The organism is Streptomyces endophytica, from assembly GCF_026153355.1.
GTDB classification, from domain to species: domain Bacteria; phylum Actinomycetota; class Actinomycetes; order Streptomycetales; family Streptomycetaceae; genus Streptomyces; species Streptomyces endophytica.
Genome location: NZ_CP110636.1, coordinates 3471884 through 3491903, shown reverse-complemented (window position 1 = coordinate 3491903; position 20020 = coordinate 3471884). Strand labels below are relative to the sequence as shown.

19 protein-coding genes and 2 pseudogenes are annotated in these 20020 nt (G+C 70.8%); 14 read left to right on the top strand and 7 right to left on the bottom strand.

Annotation, left to right across the window (positions count from 1 at the left end; translation table 11 throughout):
- The first annotated feature begins 129 nt into the window (after positions 1–129).
- Positions 130–1592, top strand: a pseudogene (locus OJ254_RS15570) (MFS transporter).
- A gap of 25 nt (positions 1593–1617) precedes the next feature.
- Here the strand turns inward: OJ254_RS15570 and OJ254_RS15565 are convergent.
- Positions 1618–2555: pseudogene (locus OJ254_RS15565) on the bottom strand (helix-turn-helix transcriptional regulator).
- 101 nt (positions 2556–2656) lie between these two features.
- Between OJ254_RS15565 and OJ254_RS15560 the strand changes: the two are divergent.
- From OJ254_RS15560 to OJ254_RS15550, 3 genes are all read left to right on the top strand, one after another.
- Positions 2657–4108 carry an MFS transporter gene (locus tag OJ254_RS15560; RefSeq protein ID WP_423835902.1) on the top strand — a complete coding sequence of 484 codons (1452 nt, stop codon included), beginning with the start codon at positions 2657–2659 and terminating at the stop codon, positions 4106–4108.
- Positions 4109–4286: 178 nt separating this feature from the next.
- Positions 4287–5291, top strand: coding sequence for an aldo/keto reductase (locus OJ254_RS15555; RefSeq protein ID WP_265362805.1), 1005 nt, complete (start codon positions 4287–4289; stop codon positions 5289–5291).
- A gap of 182 nt (positions 5292–5473) precedes the next feature.
- A complete protein-coding gene (locus OJ254_RS15550) occupies positions 5474–6118 on the top strand; it encodes a TetR/AcrR family transcriptional regulator (protein WP_265362804.1) in 645 nt (214 codons plus the stop codon).
- A 90-nt stretch (positions 6119–6208) separates the two neighbouring features.
- Here the strand turns inward: OJ254_RS15550 and OJ254_RS15545 are convergent, their stop codons facing one another.
- The 3 genes from OJ254_RS15545 to OJ254_RS15535 all read right to left on the bottom strand — a co-directional run bounded on the left by OJ254_RS15545 (position 6209) and on the right by OJ254_RS15535 (position 9265).
- Positions 6209–7102 (bottom strand): D-alanyl-D-alanine carboxypeptidase family protein, encoded by an 894-nt coding sequence (locus tag OJ254_RS15545; protein ID WP_265362802.1) that lies wholly within the window; start codon positions 7100–7102, stop codon positions 6209–6211.
- Positions 7103–7304: 202 nt separating this feature from the next.
- A complete protein-coding gene (locus OJ254_RS15540) occupies positions 7305–7943 on the bottom strand; it encodes a response regulator (RefSeq protein ID WP_265365169.1) in 639 nt (212 codons plus the stop codon).
- A 101-nt stretch (positions 7944–8044) separates the two neighbouring features.
- Positions 8045–9265 (bottom strand): sensor histidine kinase, encoded by a 1221-nt coding sequence (locus OJ254_RS15535; RefSeq protein ID WP_265362801.1) that lies wholly within the window; start codon positions 9263–9265, stop codon positions 8045–8047.
- 152 nt (positions 9266–9417) lie between these two features.
- Here OJ254_RS15535 and OJ254_RS15530 point away from each other — a divergent pair, with 152 nt between their 5' ends.
- Positions 9418–9882 (top strand): hypothetical protein, encoded by a 465-nt coding sequence (locus OJ254_RS15530; protein WP_265362800.1) that lies wholly within the window; start codon positions 9418–9420, stop codon positions 9880–9882.
- Positions 9883–10484: 602 nt separating this feature from the next.
- Here the strand turns inward: OJ254_RS15530 and OJ254_RS15525 are convergent.
- On the bottom strand, positions 10485–11867 hold the full coding sequence (locus OJ254_RS15525; protein WP_265362799.1) for a glycine--tRNA ligase: 1383 nt from the start codon (positions 11865–11867) through the stop codon (positions 10485–10487).
- Between the two features lie 210 nt (positions 11868–12077).
- Between OJ254_RS15525 and OJ254_RS15520 the strand changes: the two genes are divergently transcribed.
- The 7 genes from OJ254_RS15520 to OJ254_RS15490 all read left to right on the top strand — a co-directional run bounded on the left by OJ254_RS15520 (position 12078) and on the right by OJ254_RS15490 (position 16912).
- A complete protein-coding gene (locus OJ254_RS15520) occupies positions 12078–13040 on the top strand; it encodes a metal ABC transporter substrate-binding protein (RefSeq protein WP_265362798.1) in 963 nt (320 codons plus the stop codon).
- A 41-nt stretch (positions 13041–13081) separates the two neighbouring features.
- Positions 13082–13861 (top strand): metal ABC transporter ATP-binding protein, encoded by a 780-nt coding sequence (locus OJ254_RS15515; RefSeq protein WP_265365168.1) that lies wholly within the window; start codon positions 13082–13084, stop codon positions 13859–13861.
- The gene (locus tag OJ254_RS15510) at positions 13861–14760 is read left to right on the top strand and encodes a metal ABC transporter permease (protein ID WP_261951566.1); all 900 of its coding nucleotides are present in this window, start codon (positions 13861–13863) and stop codon (positions 14758–14760) included. Before OJ254_RS15515 ends, OJ254_RS15510 begins: the two co-directional genes overlap by 1 nt.
- 101 nt (positions 14761–14861) lie before the next feature.
- Positions 14862–15290, top strand: a complete 429-nt coding sequence (locus tag OJ254_RS15505) for a Fur family transcriptional regulator (protein ID WP_261951565.1) — start codon at positions 14862–14864, stop codon at positions 15288–15290.
- A gap of 165 nt (positions 15291–15455) precedes the next feature.
- Positions 15456–15809 carry a WXG100 family type VII secretion target gene (locus OJ254_RS15500; RefSeq protein ID WP_265362796.1) on the top strand — a complete coding sequence of 118 codons (354 nt, stop codon included), beginning with the start codon at positions 15456–15458 and terminating at the stop codon, positions 15807–15809.
- Positions 15810–15866: 57 nt separating this feature from the next.
- Complete coding sequence (locus tag OJ254_RS15495; RefSeq protein WP_265362795.1) at positions 15867–16646, top strand: hypothetical protein; 780 nt, start codon at positions 15867–15869, stop codon at positions 16644–16646.
- Between the two features lie 14 nt (positions 16647–16660).
- On the top strand, positions 16661–16912 hold the full coding sequence (locus OJ254_RS15490; RefSeq protein ID WP_265362794.1) for a hypothetical protein: 252 nt from the start codon (positions 16661–16663) through the stop codon (positions 16910–16912).
- A gap of 96 nt (positions 16913–17008) precedes the next feature.
- On the opposite strand, the gene OJ254_RS15485 is transcribed toward OJ254_RS15490, so the two are convergent.
- Positions 17009–17827, bottom strand: coding sequence for an isoprenyl transferase (locus tag OJ254_RS15485; protein ID WP_261951562.1), 819 nt, complete (start codon positions 17825–17827; stop codon positions 17009–17011).
- A gap of 94 nt (positions 17828–17921) precedes the next feature.
- Positions 17922–18668: a DNA repair protein RecO gene (gene recO / locus OJ254_RS15480; RefSeq protein ID WP_261951561.1), complete on the bottom strand. Its 747-nt coding sequence runs from the start codon at positions 18666–18668 to the stop codon at positions 17922–17924.
- A gap of 134 nt (positions 18669–18802) precedes the next feature.
- Between recO and OJ254_RS15475 the strand changes: the two genes are divergently transcribed.
- Positions 18803–19636, top strand: coding sequence for a helix-turn-helix domain-containing protein (locus OJ254_RS15475; protein WP_265362793.1), 834 nt, complete (start codon positions 18803–18805; stop codon positions 19634–19636).
- On the top strand, positions 19618–19830 hold the full coding sequence (locus OJ254_RS15470) for a DUF397 domain-containing protein (protein ID WP_265362792.1): 213 nt from the start codon (positions 19618–19620) through the stop codon (positions 19828–19830). Before OJ254_RS15475 ends, OJ254_RS15470 begins: the two co-directional genes overlap by 19 nt.
- The last annotated feature ends 190 nt before the right edge of the window (positions 19831–20020 follow it).

Sequence of the window (20020 nt, the reverse complement as noted above, 5' to 3'; positions counted from 1 at the left end):
ACGGGGCGGGCGGGCCGGCGCCCCGCGGCTTCGTGCGCCACGGACGACCGGCTGCGGCCTCCCATTGTCCCGCACCGCACCCGTGGCCCCGCCAGGGCCGGACGACCGGGATCGTTGTAGCGTTCAAGAATGCCCGATCTCAGCCGTCGACGGCGTCTGGTCGTGCTGGCGATCTGCTGTATGAGCCTGCTGATCGTCAGCCTGGACAACACCGTCCTCAACGTCGCCCTGCCGTCCATGCAGCGCGAGCTGCACGCCTCGGTCTCGGGGATGCAGTGGACGATCGACGCCTACACGCTGGTGCTGGCGTCGCTGCTGATGCTGGCCGGCTCGACCGCCGACCGGCTCGGCCGGCGGCGGATCTTCCTGGTCGGGCTGGTGGTCTTCGCGCTCGGGTCGCTGCTGTGCAGCCTGGCGCCCGGCCTGGAATGGCTGGTCGTCTTCCGGATGGTGCAGGCGGTCGGCGGCTCGATGCTCAACCCCGTCGCGATGTCGATCATCACCAACACCTTCATCGACCCCCGGGAGCGGGCCCGCGCCATCGGGGTCTGGGGCGGCGTCGTCGGCATCAGCATGGCGGCCGGGCCGGTGGTCGGCGGGCTGCTGGTGCAGAGCGTCGGCTGGCGCTCGATCTTCTGGATCAACGTCCCGATCGGTGCGCTGGCGCTCTTCCTCACCCTGCGGTACGTACCGGAGTCCCGCGCCCCGAAGCCGCGCCGGGTCGACCCGGTCGGCCAGCTGCTGGTGATCGCGCTGCTCGGCTCGCTGACGTACGCGATCATCGAGGCGCCGGACGCCGGCTGGCCGTCGGCGGAGATCCTGGCGTTCGTGCTGGTGGCGCTGGTCTCCCTGGTGGCACTGATCGGTTACGAGCGGCGCCGGCGGGAGCCGCTGATCGATCTGCGGTTCTTCCACAGCGCGCCGTTCAGCGGCGCCACCGTCGTGGCGGTCTGCGCGTTCGCCGCACTCGGCGGCTTCCTGTTCATCAACACGCTCTACCTGCAGAACGTCCGCGGGCTGTCCGCGCTGGACGCCGGGCTCTACATGCTGCCGATGGCCGGGATGACGCTGTTCTTCGCGCCGCTGTCGGGGCGGCTGGTCGGCAACCGCGGTCCCGGCTGTCGCTGCTGCTGGCCGGTACGACGATGGGCGCGAGCGGGCTGCTGTTCGCGGCGTTCGACGCCCAGGCCACGAACTGGCTGCTGTTCCCCGGCTACGTCCTCTTCGGCATCGGGTTCGGCCTGGTCAACGCGCCGATCACCAACACGGCGGTGTCCGGGATGCCGCGCGCCCAGGCGGGGGTGGCCGCCGCCGTGGCCTCCACCAGCCGTCAGGTGGGGCAGTCACTCGGCGTCGCGGTGATCGGCGCCGTATTGGCGAGCGGGGTGCATGCGGCGGCCACCGCGGACGAGTTCCTCGCCGCCGGCCGCCCGGCCTGGTGGATCATCGCCGGCTGCGGCGCGGCCGTCCTGCTGCTCGGCGCGCTCACCACGGGCCGCTGGGCGCGGGCCACTGCGCGGCACACGGCGGAACTCTTCGCGGACGGCGAGCGGAACGGTGCGGTCACGACGGCACCGGGCCGCAGCGCCTGAGGCCGCGGCACCGGCTCGTACGGCGTCACGCCGGGACGAGCGCCAGCTGTTCCAGCTGCTCCAGCCGCTCGCGGGAGGTCTCGTCGACGGGCGTGTAGGAGACCAGCTTGGGGCCGGCGTTGGGGCCCGTCCACAGGCTGGCGGCGGTCAGTTCGAGCACGCCCACCCGTGGATGGCGGAAGAGCTTGCCGGAACTGATCGGGCGGACGACCTCGTGCTGGGCCCAGATCTCGCGGAACTCCGGCGAGGCCTCCGTCAGCCGCGCGACCAGCGCCTTCCAGGCCGGCTCGGCGACGTGCTCGGCCATCGAGGCACGGAACTTGGCGGCCATCACCCGCATCGTGGCGTCCAGGTCGACCACGCTCGCCCGCCACTGGGGTGGGTGAACGCCAGCCACATGCAGTTGCGGTCCTCCTCGGGCAGCGCGTCGAGGTCGCACAACAGCTGCCCGTAGGTGCTGTTGTAGGCGAGGATGTCGAACCGCGAGTTCTGGATGACCGCGGGGAACGGCGCGAGCTGGTCGAGGACCTGGCGCAGGGCGCGCGGAACGCCGGTGCACTCCTTGCCCGGCACGGGGTCGACGGCGCCGGCGAGCGCGAAGAGGTGGCTGCGCTCGGCGCGGTCGAGCAGCAGCGCACGGGCCACCGCGTCGAGGACCTGCGGCGATACGTGGATGTCCCGGCCCTGTTCGAGCCAGGTGTACCAGGTGACGCCGACCGCGCCGAGGTGCGCGACCTCCTCGCGGCGCAGTCCCGGTGTGCGGCGGCGGGCGCCGCGGGGCAGGCCGACCTGCTCGGGGGTGATCCGCTCGCGCCGGCTGCGCAGGAAGGCGGCCAGCTCGGCCCGGCGGGCGGCGTCGTCACGCGGGGGTGCGGCGCCCGTGGGGCGGGCCGCCCCGGACGGCGGGGTCGTGGCGGCACCGGGGGGTGTGGCAGCCTGCGTCAGGGTCGCGTCGACGGTCATGCCTCCAGCGTGCCGCAGCGCCCAGGCGGTTGCCAGGTAGCAGTGATACCAGGATAAGGACACTCTGGTACCCGGCTGAGCGCTCGACGATCGTCGTATCCGTGAGCGAAACCCGAGCACAGACCATCCTCGTCGAAACCCCGGCCGCTGCCCCGCGACAGGCATCGGCCACCGCCGCCCTGACCCCGCTCGGCCTGCTGACCGTGCTGCTGGGCGCGGCCCTCCCGATGATCGACTTCTTCATCGTCAATGTCGCCCTGCCGACCATCGACCAGGACCTGCACGCGGGACCCGCGATGCTGGAGATGGTGGTGGCCGGCTACGGCGTCGCCTACGCCACGCTGCTGGTCCTGGGCGGGCGGCTCGGGGACATGATCGGCCGGCGCCGGCTGTTCCTGTGGGGCCTGGCCACCTTCGGCCTGACCTCGCTGGCGTGCGGTCTCGCCCCGAACGCCGCGACGCTGGTGGCCGCCCGGGTCGCCCAGGGGGCGTCCGCGGCACTGCTGCTGCCCCAGGTGCTGGCCACCATCCAGGCCACGACCACCGGGAAGCGGCGCGCCAAGGCGGTCAGCCTCTACGGCGGCACGGCCGGGGTCTCCAGCGCCGTCGGCCAGGTGGTCGGCGGGCTGCTGGTCTCGGTGGACCTGGCGGGCTCCGGCTGGCGCGCGGTCTTCCTGGTGAACGTCCCGATCGCCGCGGCGGCCTGGCTGCTGGCCGCCCGTACGGTCCCCGAGACCCGCTCGCCGCACCCGACCCGGGTCGATGTCCTGGGCACCGTCCTGCTGGCCGTCTCGCTGATCGCGCTGCTGCTGCCGCTGACCGAGGGGCGGGCGGCCGGCTGGCCCCTGTGGTCGTGGCTCCTGCTGGCGGTCTTCCCGTGCGCCGGCGTCGCGTTCTTCCTGGTGGAGCGGCGTGCCGAACGCGGCGGCCGGACCCCGCTCGTCCCGCCGTCCCTCCTCCGTATCCCGTCGGTGAACAGCGGCCTCACCATGATCGTGCCGTTCTCGGTGGGCTTCGGCGGCTTCATGTTCGTGGTGGCCGTCGCGCTCCAGACCGGCCTGCACTACGGCCCGTTGGCGGCCGGCCTGTCGCTGCTGCCGCTCTGCGTCACCTTCTTCGCCGCCTCGCTGGCGGGGCCGCGGCTGGTGGGGCGGTTCGGGCGGCGGGTGGTCTTCACCGGCTCGCTGATCCAGGGTTCCGGGCTGATCGCGCTGGCGCTGACCGTGCACGCGGGCTGGCCGGGCATCTCGGTGGCCGGTCTCGCGCCGAGCATGGCGCTGCTCGGCTTCGGCCAGGGGCTGGTGCTGCCGGTCCTGATGCGCATCGTGCTGAGCGAGCTGCCGGTGGCGCAGGCGGGCGTGGGCGGCGGGGTCATGGTCACCACCCAGCAGTCCGGCCTGGCGCTCGGCGTGGCCACCCTCGGCACGCTCTTCCTCGCGCTGCTGCCGTCCGTCGGCATCCGCGATGCGCTGCTGGCGGCCCTGCTGACGCAGCTGGCGATCGTCGCGGGCACCACGGCGCTGGCCCTGCGCCTGCCACGATCACTGCGCTGACCTGCGGGAACGCTGGGGTGTGGCGCGCTTCGGCGCTGCGACGACTGACAGATATTGAAATCTGTCAGTCGTCATGCCATAGTTGCTTGCGTGAGGGATCCGGACACGTACCCGCCCACGGCGGCCCCTGCCGGCCCCCTCTCGCCCCCTCCCCTCGTCACCCATTCAGGAGCACGCAGTGCAGACCCGCACCCTGGGCACCACCGGCCCGCAGACCTCCGCCCTCGGCCTCGGCTGCATGGGCATGTCCGCCCTCTACGGCGACAGCGACCGCGCGGAATCCCTCGCCACGATCCACGCCGCCCTCGACGCCGGCATCACCCTGCTCGACACCGGCGACTTCTACGGCATGGGCCACAACGAACTGCTGATCAACGAGGCGCTGCACACCGCCCCCACCGCGGCCCGCGAACGGGCGCAGATCAGCGTGAAGTTCGGCGCGCTGCGCACCGTCGAGGGCGCCTTCACCGGCTACGACGGCCGGCCCGACGCCGTGAAGAACTTCGCCGCCTACTCCCTCCAGCGCCTCGGCACCGACCACATCGACATCTACCGGATCGCCCGGCTCGACCCGGACGTCCCCGTCGAGGAGACGGTCGGCGCCATCGCCGAGCTCGTGGAGGCGGGACACGTCCGGCACATCGGCCTCTCCGAGGTCGGCGCGGAATCGCTGCGCCGCGCGGCCGCCGTGGCCCCGATCGCCGACCTCCAGATCGAGTACTCCCTCATCTCCCGCGGCATCGAGGACGCGATCCTGCCCACCGCCCGCGAGCTGGGCATCGGCATCACGGCCTACGGCGTGCTCTCCCGCGGCCTGATCAGCGGCCACTTCGGCCGGGACCGCAAGCTCGCCGCCAACGACTTCCGCGGGATGAGCCCGCGCTTCCAGGGCGAGAACCTCGACCGCAACCTCGACCTGGTCGACGCGCTGCGCAAGATCGCCGAGCAGAAGGGCGCCTCGGTGGCCCAGATAGCCATCGCCTGGGTGCTCTCCCGCGGCGAGGACATCGTCCCGCTGGTCGGTGCGCGCCGCCGGGACCGGCTCACCGAGGCGCTCGGAGCCCTGGACGTGACGCTGGACGCGGAGGACCTCGCCGCGATCGAGCGGGCCGTCCCGGCCGGTGCCGCGGCCGGCGACCGGTACCCCGCCGAGCAGATGGCCCACCTCGACAGCGAGCGCTGACCACCGGCGGGGCGGCGGCCCGCGGGGGCGGCCAGGTACCGTCCGTAGGTACCGCGCGGGGACCCGGGTGCGCCCAGGTGCGCCACCGGCCCCGCCCGCGGATCCGGTACGGATGCCGCCCGGCGCCCGCCCACCGTGGTCCGTACCCGCCCGTCCGCCCCTCCCGAAAGGCCGTCCGCCCCATGCCCCCCGAGTCGTTGACCCCCGAGCGCATCCTCGAAGCCACCGAGGAGGTGCTGCGCCGCTACGGCCCGGCGAAGGCCACGGTCGTGGACGTGGCGCGCGCCCTGGGCGTCAGCCACGGCAGCGTCTACCGCCACTTCCGTACGAAGACGGCGCTGCGGGAGGCGGTCACGGCGCGCTGGCTGGACCGTACGAGCCGGCAGCTGTCCGGCATCGTGACGGAGGAGGGTCCGGCGGCCGAGCGGCTGGACCGCTGGCTGACCGCGCTCTTCGAGGCCAAGCGGCACAAGGCGGGCGACGATCCCGAGCTGTTCGCGACGTACATGGCGCTGATCGGCGAGAGCGGTGGGGTGGTCGACCGGCACGTCACGGATCTGGAGTCCCAGCTGACCCGGATCATCGAGGACGGCGTCGGCGAGGGCACCTTCCAGACCCCCTCTCCCGCCGTCACGGCCCGCGCCGTCTTCGACGCCACCGGCCGCTTCCACGACCCGTGTTACGCAGCCGAGTGGTCCCGTCCGGAGATCACCGCCGACTTCGAGGCGGTCCGCGATCTGGTCCTCCGCGGCCTGCGCCCCGCCCCGTCCGGCCCGGCGGACCCGACAGACGCGACGGACCCGACGGACCCGACGGTCGCGCCGTAGACCAGCGGAAACGGCAGAGGGCCTGCCCGCGACCGAACGGCCGCCGACAGGCCCCCTTGACCCGAGTCGTCACGACCCGAGCTGTACGGGCTACTTCTTGAACGCGTAGTCCAACAGCTTCTTCGCGTCCGCCGTGCGGTTGGAAACCGACGAGGAGGCGAGGACGGTACCGATGACGGTCTTGCCGTTACGGGTGGCGGCGAAGGCCAGGCAGAACTTGGCCTCCGGACCCGAGCCGGTCTTGACGCCGATGGTGCCGGCGTAAGTGCCCAGCAGCGGGTTGGTGTTGGTCCACTCCATGTAGCGGTAGCCACCGCTCTTGGTCGTGACCTTCTGCTTCGTCGACTTCGTCTTCACGACCGTACGGAACGTGGAGTACTTCATCGCGCTGCTGGCGAGCTTGGTGAGGTCGCGCGGCGTCGAGTAGTTCGCGCCGTGGCCGATGCCGTCGAACGAGTCGAAGTGCGTGTTCGTCAGGCCGAGGCTCTTGGCCGTGGTGTTCATCTTGCCGATGAACGACTTGACCCGCGCGGCCCGGGTGGAGCCGCTGCCGAACTTGTCGGCGAGCGCGTAGGCGGCGTCGCAGCCGGACGGCAGCATCAGCCCGTAGAGCAGCTGACGGACCGTGACCTTGTCGCCGACGATCAAGTGGGCCGAGGAGGCCCAGTTGTTGTCGACGATGTAGTCGCTGTACGCCTTCTGGACCGTGACCTTGGAATCCAGGTCGAGGTTCGACTGCGCGAGCACCACCCGAGCCGTCATGATCTTGGTGGTGGAGCCGGTGGAACGCCGGGTGTCCGCAGCCTTGGTGAACAGGGACTGGCCCGTGCTGTTGTTCATCACGAAACCGCCGGCGGCGGTGATCGTGGGCGTCGGGAGTGTGGCGGCCTGCGCCGGAGCGGCGAACGCCCCGGCCGTCAGAACGGCACCCGCGGTGACGACTGCCGCGGAGACGCGACGAATGCCCTTAATGCCGGTTTTCAAATTGAATACTCCAAATACCCCTGCGGTGCGGCCCATAGGACAAGGCCACTCGCCTGTGAGACGCGGGAAAAGAGGCAATGGATGCACGAGGCGGGGCAGGAAATGCGTTCCGGGCCGGATTTCACGCGGAAAGGCCCGGCCCGGATCGAATACCCCGGCGGTCGGCGGACCTCGGTTCGAGCCCGCGCGACCGGGTAGCCCCCTAGCCGCCGACCCCCAGGAACCGCAGCACCGCCAGGACCCGGCGGTGGTCGGCGTCGGCCTTCGGGAGGTCCAGCTTGGCGAGGATGTTGTTGATGTGCTTGGCGACCGCGCTCTCGCTCACCACGAGCCCGGCGGCGATCCCCGCGTTCGAGCGGCCCTCGGCCATCAACGCGAGGACCTCCCGCTCACGGGCGGTCAGCCGCTCCAGCGGATCGCTCGACCGCCGCACCAGCAGCTGCGCGACGACCTGTGGATCCAGCGCGGTACCACCGTCGGCCACCCGCCGCAGCGCCTCAAGGAACTCCTGGACGTCCGCCACCCGTTGCTTGAGCAGATAGCCCACACCGCTGGTGTTCGAGGCCAGCAGATCCGCCGCGTACCGCTCCTCGACGTACTGCGACAGCATCAACACCGCGGTACCGGGCCACTGCTGGCGGATCGACAGGGCGGCGCGCACCCCCTCGTCCGTGAAGCCGGGCGGCATCCGCACGTCCACCACCGCGAGGTCCGGCCGGTGTTCGGCGACCGCCGCCAGCAGCCCCTCGGCGTCCCCCGCCTCGGCGGCCACCTCGAACCCGGCCATCTCCACGACCTTGACCAGCCCGATCCGCAGCAGAACGGAGTCCTCGGCGATCACGGCCCGCCGTACCGCACCCGGACCGGCACCCTGCGCACCAGCCACCTCGGCCGCTACCCCACGCCCCATGTCATCCCCCACATCACGCCCCACCTCACGCCTCACCTCGGGCACGGCAGCTCCACGCTCATCATGGTCGGGCCCCCCACGGGGCTGCTCATCCGGAATGTTCCGTCCACGGACCGCACGCGCTGGGCGAGCCCGGTGAGACCACTCCCCTTGGACGGATCGGCCCCGCCCGCACCGTCGTCGGCGATCACCACCCGCAGTATCTCGCCCAGCCTGGTGACCGTCACATCCACCCGGGTCGCCTCCGGGGCGTGCTTGGCCACGTTCGTCAGCGCCTCGGAGACCACGAAGTACGCCACCGCCTCGATGGCCGGCACGGTGCGCTGCGCCAGATCCACCCGCAGCCGTACGGGCAGCGTCGCCCGGGCGGCGAGCCCGGAGAGCGCGGCATCCAGCCCCAGCTCGTCCAGGACCGCCGGGTGCAGGCCGCGCACCAGACTGCTGAGTTCCTCGATGGCCTCCTTCGCCTCCCGGTGCGCGGTGTCGATCACCTCGCGGACCTCGGGCGGCAGGTCGGTCAGCGTCGCCTTGGCCAGACCCAGGTTCAGGGCCAGCGACACCAGGCGCTGCTGCGCACCGTCGTGCAGGTCCCGTTCGATGCGGCGCCGTTCGGCATCCGCCGCGTCGACCGCACCGGCCCGGCTCTCGGTGAGGTCGATCACCCGCCGCTCCAGGTCCTCGCTCGGGTCGGGACCCAGCAGACCGGGCGCGAGGTGCGTCTCCAGCCGCACCAGGGCCGCGGCGAGGGAGGGGACCGCGGCGAGCGCGGCGAGCCCGGCGACGGTGACGTAGCTGGCCTGGGTGTAGTACCCGGGATGACCGACCCGCCATTCCAGGGGAACCGCCCATATCCACAGGCACACCGTGCCGGCGGCCAGACCCGCCAACAGTAGGCCGAGCACCAGCACTTCGAGCCCGCCGAGCAGCGCACCGACCAGGCAGTGGTAGCCGAACCGCCGCTGCCACCGCCGCCACCACCACCCCGGAGCGGGGATGTCGATCCCCAGGAACTGCCGGAAGCGCCAGCGTTGGGCGGCGGTCAGCGCGGGCACGGACGACGCGGTGAGCACCAGCGTGAGCCCCAGGACCACCGGCACGCTGCTGTCGTTCCCCTCGACGATCTCCCAGACGAGACCGAAGGCCATGAACAGCAGGAACCCGATGAGGAGGTGCAGCGGCGCACCCAGGGCCAGGAAGTACGTATCGCGGGACAGCCGGGTGAGCGCGCGCCGGGTCCGGGGCGGAATCTTCATGATCCAACGGTATGTGGCGGGCGCCGCGACCTGCCATGAAGCCCATTGCCGTACGGGGGGTGTAGCTGGTGCCACCCCAAGTCGGTCAGCCGCGTTACTGACCGTGACCGGCGAAAACCGGAGTCTTGATCACGAGCCCGAAGGCCGGGTTCGTGACCTTGAAAGAGACCTCCGCCATGGCCCTGATCGCCTTCAACCCCCCTGTCGACAACGGACGTTGCACGGCGAACGGGGCCGTCCGCGGGGGGCTGCGACTGAGCCGCGCCCGCCGCTGGCAGGGTCGCGTCCTCGTGGGTGCCGGGCTCGCGCTGCTGCCCTGGCTCGGCTACCTCGCCGGCACCCTGCCGCCCGCCGAGGCCACCGCCTGGGTCGCCCTCGACGCCATGGAGGCCGCCGCACTGCTCACCGCCGGCCTCCGCGTCCTGCGCGCCGACCCCCGCCACCGCGCCCCGGCCGGCGCCGCGGCCGTCCTCCTGTTCGCCGACGCCTGCATCGACCTCGCCACCGCCGCCCCCGGCACGGAACTGGCCACCGCCATAGCCATGGCCGTGGCCGCCGAACTCCCCCTCGCCGCCCTCTGCACCTGGCTCACCACCCGCCCGGCGCGGGGCCGTTGAGCGACCGGGCACTTGAGAGACGGGGCACGCAAGGGACGGGGCACGCGAGGGACGGGCACGTGAGAGACGGGCACTCCACGGGGCACTCAGCGGGGCACCCAGCGGCGGGGCACCGCAGCAAGCAGGCAGCGGGCGCCCAGCGGACCACCTAAGGGCCGCCGAACAGATCCCGTAGGGGACGCGAGGCCCCCCTTCGGGGCCACAACGTACGGGCGGGGGTGGGGTATTCCCGAGGGGCGGGGCATTCCCGAGGAGTGGGGTACTCCGGGAGGGGTGGGGCATTCCCCAGGGGTGGGGTACTCCGGGAGGGGTGGGGCATTCCCCAGGGGTCGGGCACTCCGGGGAGGGGTGGGGCGCTCCCGGGGGGGCGGGGCACTCCCGGGGGGGCGGGGCACTCCCGGGGGGTACTCCGGGGGCGGGGCACTCCAGGGGCCGGCGCACTCCAGAGGGCGGGGCACTCCGAGGGGGCCAGGCACTCCAGAGGCCAGGGAAACCCCGGACGACTCAGCCGCCAAGGCCCCCCTGGGCCGGTTGCCACGCCATGAAAAAGCCGGGGCCGGTTCCCCAAGGGAACCGGCCCCGGTCAGCTACAGCGGACCGACTCAGCAGCCCAGCAGACGCGCGGCCAGGTACGGCTGGATCTGGTCCAGGCTGACGCGCTCCTGCTTCATGGTGTCGCGCTCGCGGACGGTGACCGCGTTGTCGTCGAGGGTGTCGAAGTCGACGGTGACGCAGAACGGGGTGCCGATCTCGTCCTGGCGGCGGTAGCGGCGGCCGATGGCGCCCGCGTCGTCGAACTCGATGTTCCAGTTCTTCCGCAGGTCCGCGGCGAGGCCCTTGGCCTTCGGGGAGAGCTGCGGGTTGCGGGACAGCGGCAGCACCGCGACCTTGACCGGCGCCAGGCGCGGGTCGAGGCGCATGACCGTGCGCTTCTCCATCTTGCCCTTGGCGTTGGGCGCCTCGTCCTCGATGTAGGCGTCGAGCATGAAGGCGAGCATCGCGCGGTTGACACCGGCCGCCGGCTCGATGACGTAGGGGGTCCAGCGCTCGCCGGCCTCCTGGTCGAAGTACGACAGGTCCTGGCCAGATGCCTTGGAGTGGGCGGAGAGGTCGAAGTCCGTCCGGTTGGCCACACCCTCCAGCTCGGAGAACTCGGTGCCGCCGAAGTTGAAGCGGTACTCGATGTCAGCGGTGCGCTTGGAGTAGTGGGAGAGCTTCTCCTTCGGGTGCTCGTACCACCGGATGTTCTCCTCGCGGATGCCGAGGTCGCGGTACCAGTTCCACCGCTGCTCCATCCAGTATTCCTGCCACTGCTCGTCCTCGCCCGGCTTGACGAAGAACTCCATCTCCATCTGCTCGAACTCGCGGGTGCGGAAGATGAAGTTGCCCGGAGTGATCTCGTTCCGGAAGGACTTGCCCATCTGCGCGATGCCGAACGGGGGCTTCTTGCGCGAGGTCTGCTGGACCTGGGCGAAGTTGGTGAAGATGCCCTGGGCGGTCTCGGGGCGCAGGTAGGCGACCGAGGCGGTGTCCTGGGACGGGCCGAGGTGGGTGGAGAGCAGGCCGGAGAACTGCTTGGGCTCGGTGAAGCCGCCCTTGTTGCCGCAGTGCGGGCAGTTGATGTCCGCGAGGCCGTTCTCGGGCAGCTTGCCGTGCTTGGCCTCGTACGCCTCCTCCAGGTGGTCGGCGCGGAAGCGCTTGTGGCAGGAGGTGCACTCGGTGAGCGGGTCGGTGAAGGTGGCGACGTGGCCGGACGCCTGCCACACCTCGGGCGCCAGGATCACCGACGAGTCGATGCCGACGACGTCCTCGCGCGAGGTGACCATGGCGCGCCACCACTGCCGCTTGATGTTCTCCTTGAGCTCGACGCCCAGCGGACCGTAGTCCCAGGCAGCCCGGGAGCCGCCGTAGATCTCACTGCAGGGGTAAACGAAGCCACGGCGCTTGCTCAGGCTGACGATGGTATCGATCTTGTCGGCGGCCACGGTGCTCTCTTCATTACGACGACGAACGATGAATTGGGCGGCGCCCTCGCGTCTCGTCGGGGGTGCAGGTCGCAAGACGGCTGGGCGAATAGTTCAGGGTACCGGCGGGCGCCGCCCCGGGACCAAATCGGTTCCCGGCCACTGTCGGCCCGCTCACACCGGCCCGAGGTTTATTGACAATCGTTTCCAGGTTTGTTGAAAATGAGTGTCATGAACATACGTCGTCACCTCGCCACCGTCGCGGTCGCCGGAGCCGCCGGGCTCGGCCTGCTGGCCCTCAGCGGCTGCGCCCCCACCGCCAGCGGCAAGACGGCCGACGGCAGGCTGAAGGTGACAGCGTCCTTCTATCCCATGGAATTCCTCGCCGAGCAGATCGGCGGGAAGCACGTCGAGGTGACCGACCTCACCAAGCCGGGCGTCGAGCCGCACGACCTGGAGCTCACCGCCAAGCAGACCGCCCAGCTCGGCGAGTCCGGCGCGGTGGTCTACCTCAAGGGACTGCAGCCCGCCGTGGACGCCGCGGTCGCCCAGTCCGGAGTCAAGAACATCGCCGACGCCGCCGCCCTGACCTCCCTCGAAAAGCACGGCACCGAGGTCGACGGCCACCACCACACCACCGGCGACAACCACTCGCACTCCGACGCCGAGGGCGGCAAGGACCCGCACGTCTGGCTCGACCCGGTGAAGTACGCCGAGGTCGCCAAGGGCGTCAACAAGACCCTCGCCAAGGCCGACCCGAAGCACCGGGCCGACTACCAGAAGAACACCGACGCCCTGGTGAAGAAGCTCACCGGCCTGGACGCGGAGTTCAAGGACGGCCTGAAGAACCGGGCCTCGGACACCTTCCTCACCACCCACGCGGCCTTCGGCTACCTCGCCGAGCGCTACGGCCTGACCGAGGAGGCCATCAGCGGCCTCGACCCCGAGTCCGAGCCCAGCGCGCACCGCATCAAGGCCCTGCACACCCTCGCCACCGAGCACCACGTCTCCACGGTCTTCTTCGAGACCATCGCCAACCCGGCCACCGCCGAGGCTTTGGCCGGCGACCTGCACCTGAAGACCGACGTCCTCGACCCGCTGGAAGGGATCACCGCCAAGTCCCGCGGCAAGGACTACTTCGGCGTGCAGCGCGCCAACCTCGCGGCGCTGCAGAAGGCGCTCGGCGGCAAGTGAACGGCACCGACCAGCCCACCCCGCACCCCACGGAGGTCACCGTGAAGGAACCGCTCCCCGAGCCGGTCATCGACCTGCGCGGCGCCACCGCATCGCTGGGCGCCCGCCCGGTGTTGCGCGGCGTCGACCTGACGGTGCGCTCCGGCGAGGTCGTCGCGCTGCTCGGCGCGAACGGCTCCGGCAAGTCCACCGCCGTCCGGTCGGTGATCGGCCAGGTCCCGCTCAGCGGCGGCTCGCTGTCCCTGTTCGGCACGGAGTTCCGCCGGTTCAGGTCCTGGGCCCGGGTCGGCTACGTCCCGCAGCGCACCACCGCGGCCGGCGGGGTGCCCGCCACCGTCCGCGAGGTCGTCACGGCCGGCCGGCTGGCCCGTACGAAGCTGGGCGTGCTGCGCAAGGCCGACCGGGCCGCGGTGCACCACGCGCTGGAGCTGGTCGGCATGGCCGACCGCGCCAAGGACTCGGTCAACGCGCTCTCCGGCGGACAGCACCAGCGGGTGCTGATAGCCCGGGCGCTGGCCGGCGAACCGGAACTGCTGATCATGGACGAGCCGATGGCCGGCGTGGACCTCGCCAGCCAGGAGGTGCTCGCCGCCGCCCTGCGCGAGCAGGTCGCCCGCGGCACCACCGTCCTGCTCGTCCTGCACGAGCTCGGCCCGCTGGAGCCGCTGATCGACCGCGCGGTGGTGCTGCGCGACGGCTGCGTCGTCCACGACGGCCCGCCGCCCGAGGCCGTGGGCCAGCACGCCCTCCCCGGCCACGACCATGTCCACCCGCACGCCGACGCGGCCGCGGAACCGATCCGGACGGGGTTGCTCACCTGATGGACATCCTGAACTACGCCTTCATGCAGCGGGCCCTGATCGCCGCCCTGATCGTCGGCATCACCGCGCCCGCCATCGGCATCTACCTCGTCCAGCGCCGCCAGGCCCTGATGGGCGACGGAATCGGCCATGTCGCGCTCACCGGCGTCGGGCTGGGCTTCCTGCTCAACCAGAGCCCGGTCTGGGTCGCCACCGCCGTCGCGGTCGCCGGCTCGGTCGTCATGGAGCTGATCCGCTGGTACGGCAAGACCCGCGGCGACCTCGCGCTGGCCATGCTGTTCTACGGCGGTATGGCGGGCGGCGTGATGCTGATGAACCTCTCCGACGCCGGCTCCAACGCCAACCTCGGCACGTACCTCTTCGGCTCGATCACGACCGTCTCGCCGCAGGACATGACGACGATCTACGTGCTCGCCGCGCTGGTCCTGGCGATCACCGTCGGGCTGCGCCGCCAGCTGTTCGCGGTCTGCCAGGACGAGGAGTTCGCGCGGGTGACCGGTCTGCCGGTCCGGCTGCTGAACCTGCTGATCGCGGTCACCGCCGCGGTCACCGTCACCGTCGCCATGCGGGTGGTCGGGCTGCTGCTGGTCAGCGCGCTGATGGTGATCCCGGTCGCGGCCGCCCAGCAGATCAGCCGCAGCTTCGCGGTCACCTTCTCGGTGGCCGTCGCGATCGGTGTCGCGGTCACCCTTACGGGCACCACCACCTCGTACTACGTGGACGTCCCGTCCGGTGCCACGATCGTGCTGTTCGCCATCGGCCTGTTCGTCGTGCTGACCGCGCTCGCCACGCCGCTCGCGAAAAAGCGCGCCAGGGCTGCCGCACAGCCCGATGCGGGGTGCACCCTGGAGGTACCCGCCGGCCGCTCCGCCCCGGACGACGTGAGCGTGGCCGGATAGCCGCACGCCGGTAAGCGTCCCACCGGGGGGCCGGTCATCACCTGGCACAATGGCGGGACGCATGCGCAGGGGGAAGACCTGACGTCCTAAGGGAGGCAACGGTGGCGACGAGCGCGGGATCTCCGGTACGCGGCCGGTCGACGCGGCAGCGGACCGCGGTGTCCGCCGCACTCGACGAGGTGGACGAGTTCCGCAGTGCCCAGGAGCTGCACGACATGCTCAAGCACCGGGGCGACTCGGTCGGGCTGACCACCGTCTACCGGACGCTGCAGTCGCTCGCCGACGCCGGCGAGGTCGACGTGCTGCGCACCAGCGAGGGCGAGGCGGTCTACCGCCGGTGCAGCACCGACGACCATCACCACCACCTCGTCTGCCGGAGCTGCGGCAAGGCCGTCGAGGTCGAGGGCCCCGCGGTGGAGAAGTGGGCCGACCAGATCGCCGCCGAGCACGGCTTCCGGGACGTGGCGCACACGATCGAGATCTTCGGTACGTGCGGCGAGTGCGCGGAGCGGGCCGCCGCCGAGAAGTAGCCTCCTGAGCCGCGCATACGCCGGGGCCGCCGCCGAGTTGATCGGAGGCGGCCCCTTCGTATGGCCCGCTCGTGCCCGGCCGGGCGACGCATGGGTGACAGGTACACGCTAGTGGTAGCCTCGGTTGGCTATCGGCGCGGTGCTCGCGCCCACACGGGGGTAGTAATGGGTCTCGGGGACCTCTGGGAAGACGGCAAACAGCTCGTCGGCGACGTGGTCGAGGTCGGCAAGGACGTCATGATGGCGCCCGCCGAGATCGCGCACTGGGTACTGACCCAGATGTTCGGCGGCGGCGACGCGGACCTGCAGAAGATCGCGGCCGAGCTGGCCAAGCTCAGCAAGGAGCTGGACGGATTGACCAAGGAGGTCAATACCGCGCTCGGAAAGCTGACCTGGCACGGCCCGGCGTCCGACGCCTTCGTCACCGTCGCGCACGGCCGCGTCAAGGAGATGAACCAGATCTCCGACGATCTCACCACGCTGGGCCAGGCCGTCACCCGGCTGTCCCAGGTCTACTGACCCAGGTCTCCTGACCCAGGTCTCCTGACGAGCCACGACAGCACGGGGGTTGTACGGATGGCAGGCGACACGTTCGGTGTCGAGATGGCGGAGCTCAACACCATCGAGAAGGACTGGCGCTCCGCCGCCGAGCGGATGCTGGAACTGCACCGGCGACTGTGCGACGTCAGGGACGCCATGGAGGCGGCCTCGACCATCGATCTCGCGACCGCGCCGCTCGCGAGCCTCCCCGGCTTCGGCATCGCCTATCAGGTGCTCGCCGACGTCAAGGAGATCGCCGAGGTGAGCGCGCGCCTGGCGGCGGAGAAGTCCCAGTTGCTCGACGGGCTCGCGGCGGACGCCGACAAGATCAAGCAGGTCAAGGCCGAGTACGAGGCCAACGAGAAGAAGATCGAGGAAGACCTCAAGAAGATCAAGGACGGCAAGCACCACGACGCGCCCAAGTCGCCGCAGACCGGCTCGCACGGCGCCGGTGGCGGCTCCGGCTCCGGAGGCGGCGGAGGGGGCGGCGGCGCGAGCGGCGGCGGCCACGGCGGGGGTGGCGGTGGCGGCACCGGCGGCCCGGCTCCCACCCAGGGCCACGGCGACGGCAAGTGGGAGACGAAGGGCGACTGGGACGCCTGGTCGCCGGGCAAGCACCACACCACCACCGGCGCCGGCGTGCAGGACGCCCCCGACACCTCCGGGCTCCCCAAGGAGCGCAAGGACATCATCGACCGGGCCCTGGAGCGGGTGAACCACCGCATCGGCTACAGCCAGTCGGCCACCACCAACGGCTACCGCGACGACTGCTCCGGCTTCGTCTCCGCCGCCTGGGCCTCGAACCCCCGGGCCTGAACACCTACGGCCTGATGGGCGGCAACACCGCCCACGCCATCACCAAGGACGACCTGCAGCCGGGCGACGCCCTGATCGCCGGCGATCACACCGTCCTCTTCGGCGGCTGGGCCGACGAGGCGCACACCAAGTACATCGCCCTGGAGGACAACGGCTCCCAGGGCACCGTCTCGCACGTCATCCCGTACCCGTACTACTCGGGCGACGCGGCGCACGAGAGGTCGATCGGCCAGCCGTACGTGCCGTACCGCCGCAACGGCCTCTAGACCGCTGCGGCTTGCCGCTGAGGCCCATCAGGGCCGGTACGCGTACGGCCCGGCTTCCTGGAGCACAGGAAGCCGGGCCGTACGCGTCGCAGGCCGTCAGGTCGCGGACTCGCCCTCCGCCACCGGCGCGGCACCGAACCGCCGGTCCCGCTTGGCGTACTCCAGGCACGCGTCCCACAGGTTCCGCCGGTCGAAGTCCGGCCACAGGATGTCCTGGAAGACCATCTCGGCGTACGCGCTCTGCCAGATCAGGTAGTTCGAGGTGCGCTGCTCACCGGACGGCCGCACGAAGAGATCCACGTCCGGCATGTCCGGGTAGTACATGTACTTCGCGACGGTCTTCTCGTTGACCTTCGACGGGTCCAGCTTCCCGGCCCGCACGTCCCGGGCGATGGCCGCCGCGGCGTCCGCGATCTCCGCCCGACCGCCGTAATTCACGCAGAAATACAGCGTCATCGCGTCATTGTTCTTGGTCTGCTCCTGGGCGATCTGGAGCTCCTGCACCACGGACTTCCACAGCTTCGGCATCCGCCCGACCCACCGGATACGAATACCGAGCGCGTCCATTTCGTCGCGCCGCCGCCGGATGACATCGCGGTTGAAGTTCATCAGGAACTTCACCTCGTCCGGTGACCGCTTCCAGTTCTCGGTGGAAAAGGCGTAGAGCGAAAGGTTCTTCACGCCCATTTCGATGCAGCCCTTGAGGACGTCCAGCACGACGCCCTCGCCGACCTTGTGGCCCTCGGTGCGCGGCAGGCCCCGCTCCTTCGCCCACCGGCCGTTGCCGTCCATGACCACGGCCACATGGTTCGGGACGAGCTCCCCGGGGATCTTCGGCGGCCGCGCGCCCGAAGGGTGCGGCTCGGGCGTGACGTACTCGCGTCGGTTACGGCCCAGAATCCCGCGTCGTGCCATGCGGCCCACGTCTCCTATGTGTCGCTGTGTCGCTGTGTCGCTTCGAGGATTGTCGTTGTGCGCGGGTGACCACTGCGTCACCGCGCCTGCTGCCCTACTGCTCTACATACCTCAGGGAGCGCAGCCCCCGCTCCAGGTGCCAGTGCAAATAGGCCGTGACCAGCCCGCTGCCCTCCCGTGCGTGGCGGGCCTCGCAGGCGTCCGCGGTCTCCCAGTCGCCGGTCAGCAGCGCGCTCAGGAGCCCGATGGCCTCCGAGGAGGGTACGACGCTCCCGGGCACCCGGCACTCGCCGCAGATCACCCCGCCCGACGCGACCGAGAAGAACCGGTTCGGGCCCGGCATCCCGCACCGCGCGCAGCTGTCGAAACTCGGCGCGTAACCATTCACGGCCAGCGAGCGCAGCAGGAACGCGTCGAGCACGAGGTGCGGCGCGTGCTCCCCGCGCGCGAGCGTCCGCAGCCCGCCGACCAGCAGCAGGTACTGCTGAACGGCCGGCTCGCCCTCGTGGTCGGTGAACCGCTCGGCGGTCTCCAGCATGGCCGTGCCGGCGGTGTAACGGGCGTAGTCCGTGACGATGCCGCCGCCGTACGCGGCGATCGTCTCGCTCTGCGTACAGAGCGGCAGCCCGCGCCCGACGAGCTCGCTGCCGCGGGCGTAGAACTGCACGTCCACGTGCGAGAACGGCTCCAGCCGCGCCCCGAACTTCGACTTCGTCCGCCGCACACCCCGGGCCACGGCACGGACCCGGCCGTGGCCGCGGGTGAGCAGCGTGATGATCCGGTCCGCCTCACCCAGCTTCTGGGTGCGCAGCACGATGCCGTCGTCGCGGAACAGACTCATGGCGCCCATTCTGGCGCATGCGGAGAGGGGGTCGGCCGGGTTCACCGTTCGCACCCGCATGGTGACGCTCCGGAACTAGGCTGTGACCGAAAGAACAGCACAGCAAGAGAACAGCACAGCAAGAGGGGTGGGCGATGACCAACGCGTCACAGCAGGTCGGCTGGGAGTTCTGGGGCTCGGAACTCACGAACCGCCGGGAGGCAGCCGGTCTGAGTCAGGCGGAACTGGGGCGGAGGCTGTTCGCGTCCCGCGCATTGGTCTGCAGGTTCGAGTCCGCGGAACGCCGGCCGCGCCTGGAAATGGCGATCCAGATCGACGAGGCGCTGAATACGGACGGCTTTTTCGAGCGCCTCTACCGAAAGCTGCTGGAGGCTTCGCCGTATGCCTCCTACTTCGCGGCAGCGGCGGATCTGGAACGGCTGGCTACGAAGATCTGTGAGTTCGAGTCGATGCTCGTGCCAGGACTGCTGCAGACGTCGGCTTATGCGCGGGCGTTGATGCTGGCGGGCAGCCCATTGGCGTCGGACGAGCACATCGAGGAAAAAGTCCGCGCCCGACTCGACCGGGCGGCGGTCCTCAAGCCCGCTGATCGTCCGGCGTATTGGGCCGTCCTGCACGAAGCGGTACTGCGCGTACCAGTGGGAGGCCCGGCCGTTATGGCCGAGCAGTTGGAGCACGTTGCGCGGCTCGTCCACGAACGCAAGATCCTGGTGCAGGTACTTCCGTTCGCGGCCGGCGCGTTTTCCTTCATCGGCAAGATGGTGACGCTCATGGAGTTCGAGGACGCGCCGCCAACCGCCTATACAGAGGGCGTGTATTCGGGGAATCTGCTGGACGAACCGGCCGTAGTGAGGCACGTACAGCAAAGCTACGATCTGGCAAGGGCCGCCGCGCTGTCGCCGGAGGCATCCCTGCCCCTGATCGAGTCGATGGTAGAGGACTACAAACAATGCGCGAGTACGACCTGAGCAGTGCTCGGTGGCGCAAGAGCAGCTACAGCGACACCAACGGCGGCAGCTGCGTCGAAGTCGCCGACGACTTCCCCGGAGTGGTCCCCATCCGCGACAGCAAGACCCCCCAGGGCCCCGCCCTGACAGTGCCCGCGGGCGCTTGGTCCACTTTCATAGCGGCAGTCAAGAACGCGCAGTTCCGAACCCCCTGACCGGCTTTCACCAAGGGCACACAACAGGCACACACCGGCCCCGCCATCTTCCCTGGATGACGGGGCCGCATCACGTTATCGTCCGGTCATCGCGGGCGGAAGGTGACCTTCCGTACTTCTCAGTCGCCCCTTGGGATCGGCCCTCACGGCACGTCAACTGCCCGGTAGCATCCCGTGAGATCGGCACCAC

What these genes read in the sequence shown, in the direction of transcription:
- OJ254_RS15550 (WP_265362804.1), top strand. Translation starts at nt 5,474, where the DNA reads ATGCCCCCCGAGTCGTTGACCCCCGAGCGCATCCTCGAAGCCACCGAG.
- OJ254_RS15535 (WP_265362801.1), bottom strand. Translation starts at nt 9,265, where the DNA reads ATGAAGATTCCGCCCCGGACCCGGCGCGCGCTCACCCGGCTGTCCCGC.
- OJ254_RS15520 (WP_265362798.1), top strand. Translation starts at nt 12,078, where the DNA reads ATGAACATACGTCGTCACCTCGCCACCGTCGCGGTCGCCGGAGCCGCC.
- OJ254_RS15510 (WP_261951566.1), top strand. Translation starts at nt 13,861, where the DNA reads ATGGACATCCTGAACTACGCCTTCATGCAGCGGGCCCTGATCGCCGCC.
- OJ254_RS15500 (WP_265362796.1), top strand. Translation starts at nt 15,456, where the DNA reads ATGGGTCTCGGGGACCTCTGGGAAGACGGCAAACAGCTCGTCGGCGAC.
- OJ254_RS15495 (WP_265362795.1), top strand. Translation starts at nt 15,867, where the DNA reads ATGGCAGGCGACACGTTCGGTGTCGAGATGGCGGAGCTCAACACCATC.
- OJ254_RS15490 (WP_265362794.1), top strand. Translation starts at nt 16,661, where the DNA reads ATGGGCGGCAACACCGCCCACGCCATCACCAAGGACGACCTGCAGCCG.
- OJ254_RS15485 (WP_261951562.1), bottom strand. Translation starts at nt 17,827, where the DNA reads ATGGCACGACGCGGGATTCTGGGCCGTAACCGACGCGAGTACGTCACG.
- recO (WP_261951561.1), bottom strand. Translation starts at nt 18,668, where the DNA reads ATGAGTCTGTTCCGCGACGACGGCATCGTGCTGCGCACCCAGAAGCTG.
- OJ254_RS15475 (WP_265362793.1), top strand. Translation starts at nt 18,803, where the DNA reads ATGACCAACGCGTCACAGCAGGTCGGCTGGGAGTTCTGGGGCTCGGAA.
- OJ254_RS15470 (WP_265362792.1), top strand. Translation starts at nt 19,618, where the DNA reads ATGCGCGAGTACGACCTGAGCAGTGCTCGGTGGCGCAAGAGCAGCTAC.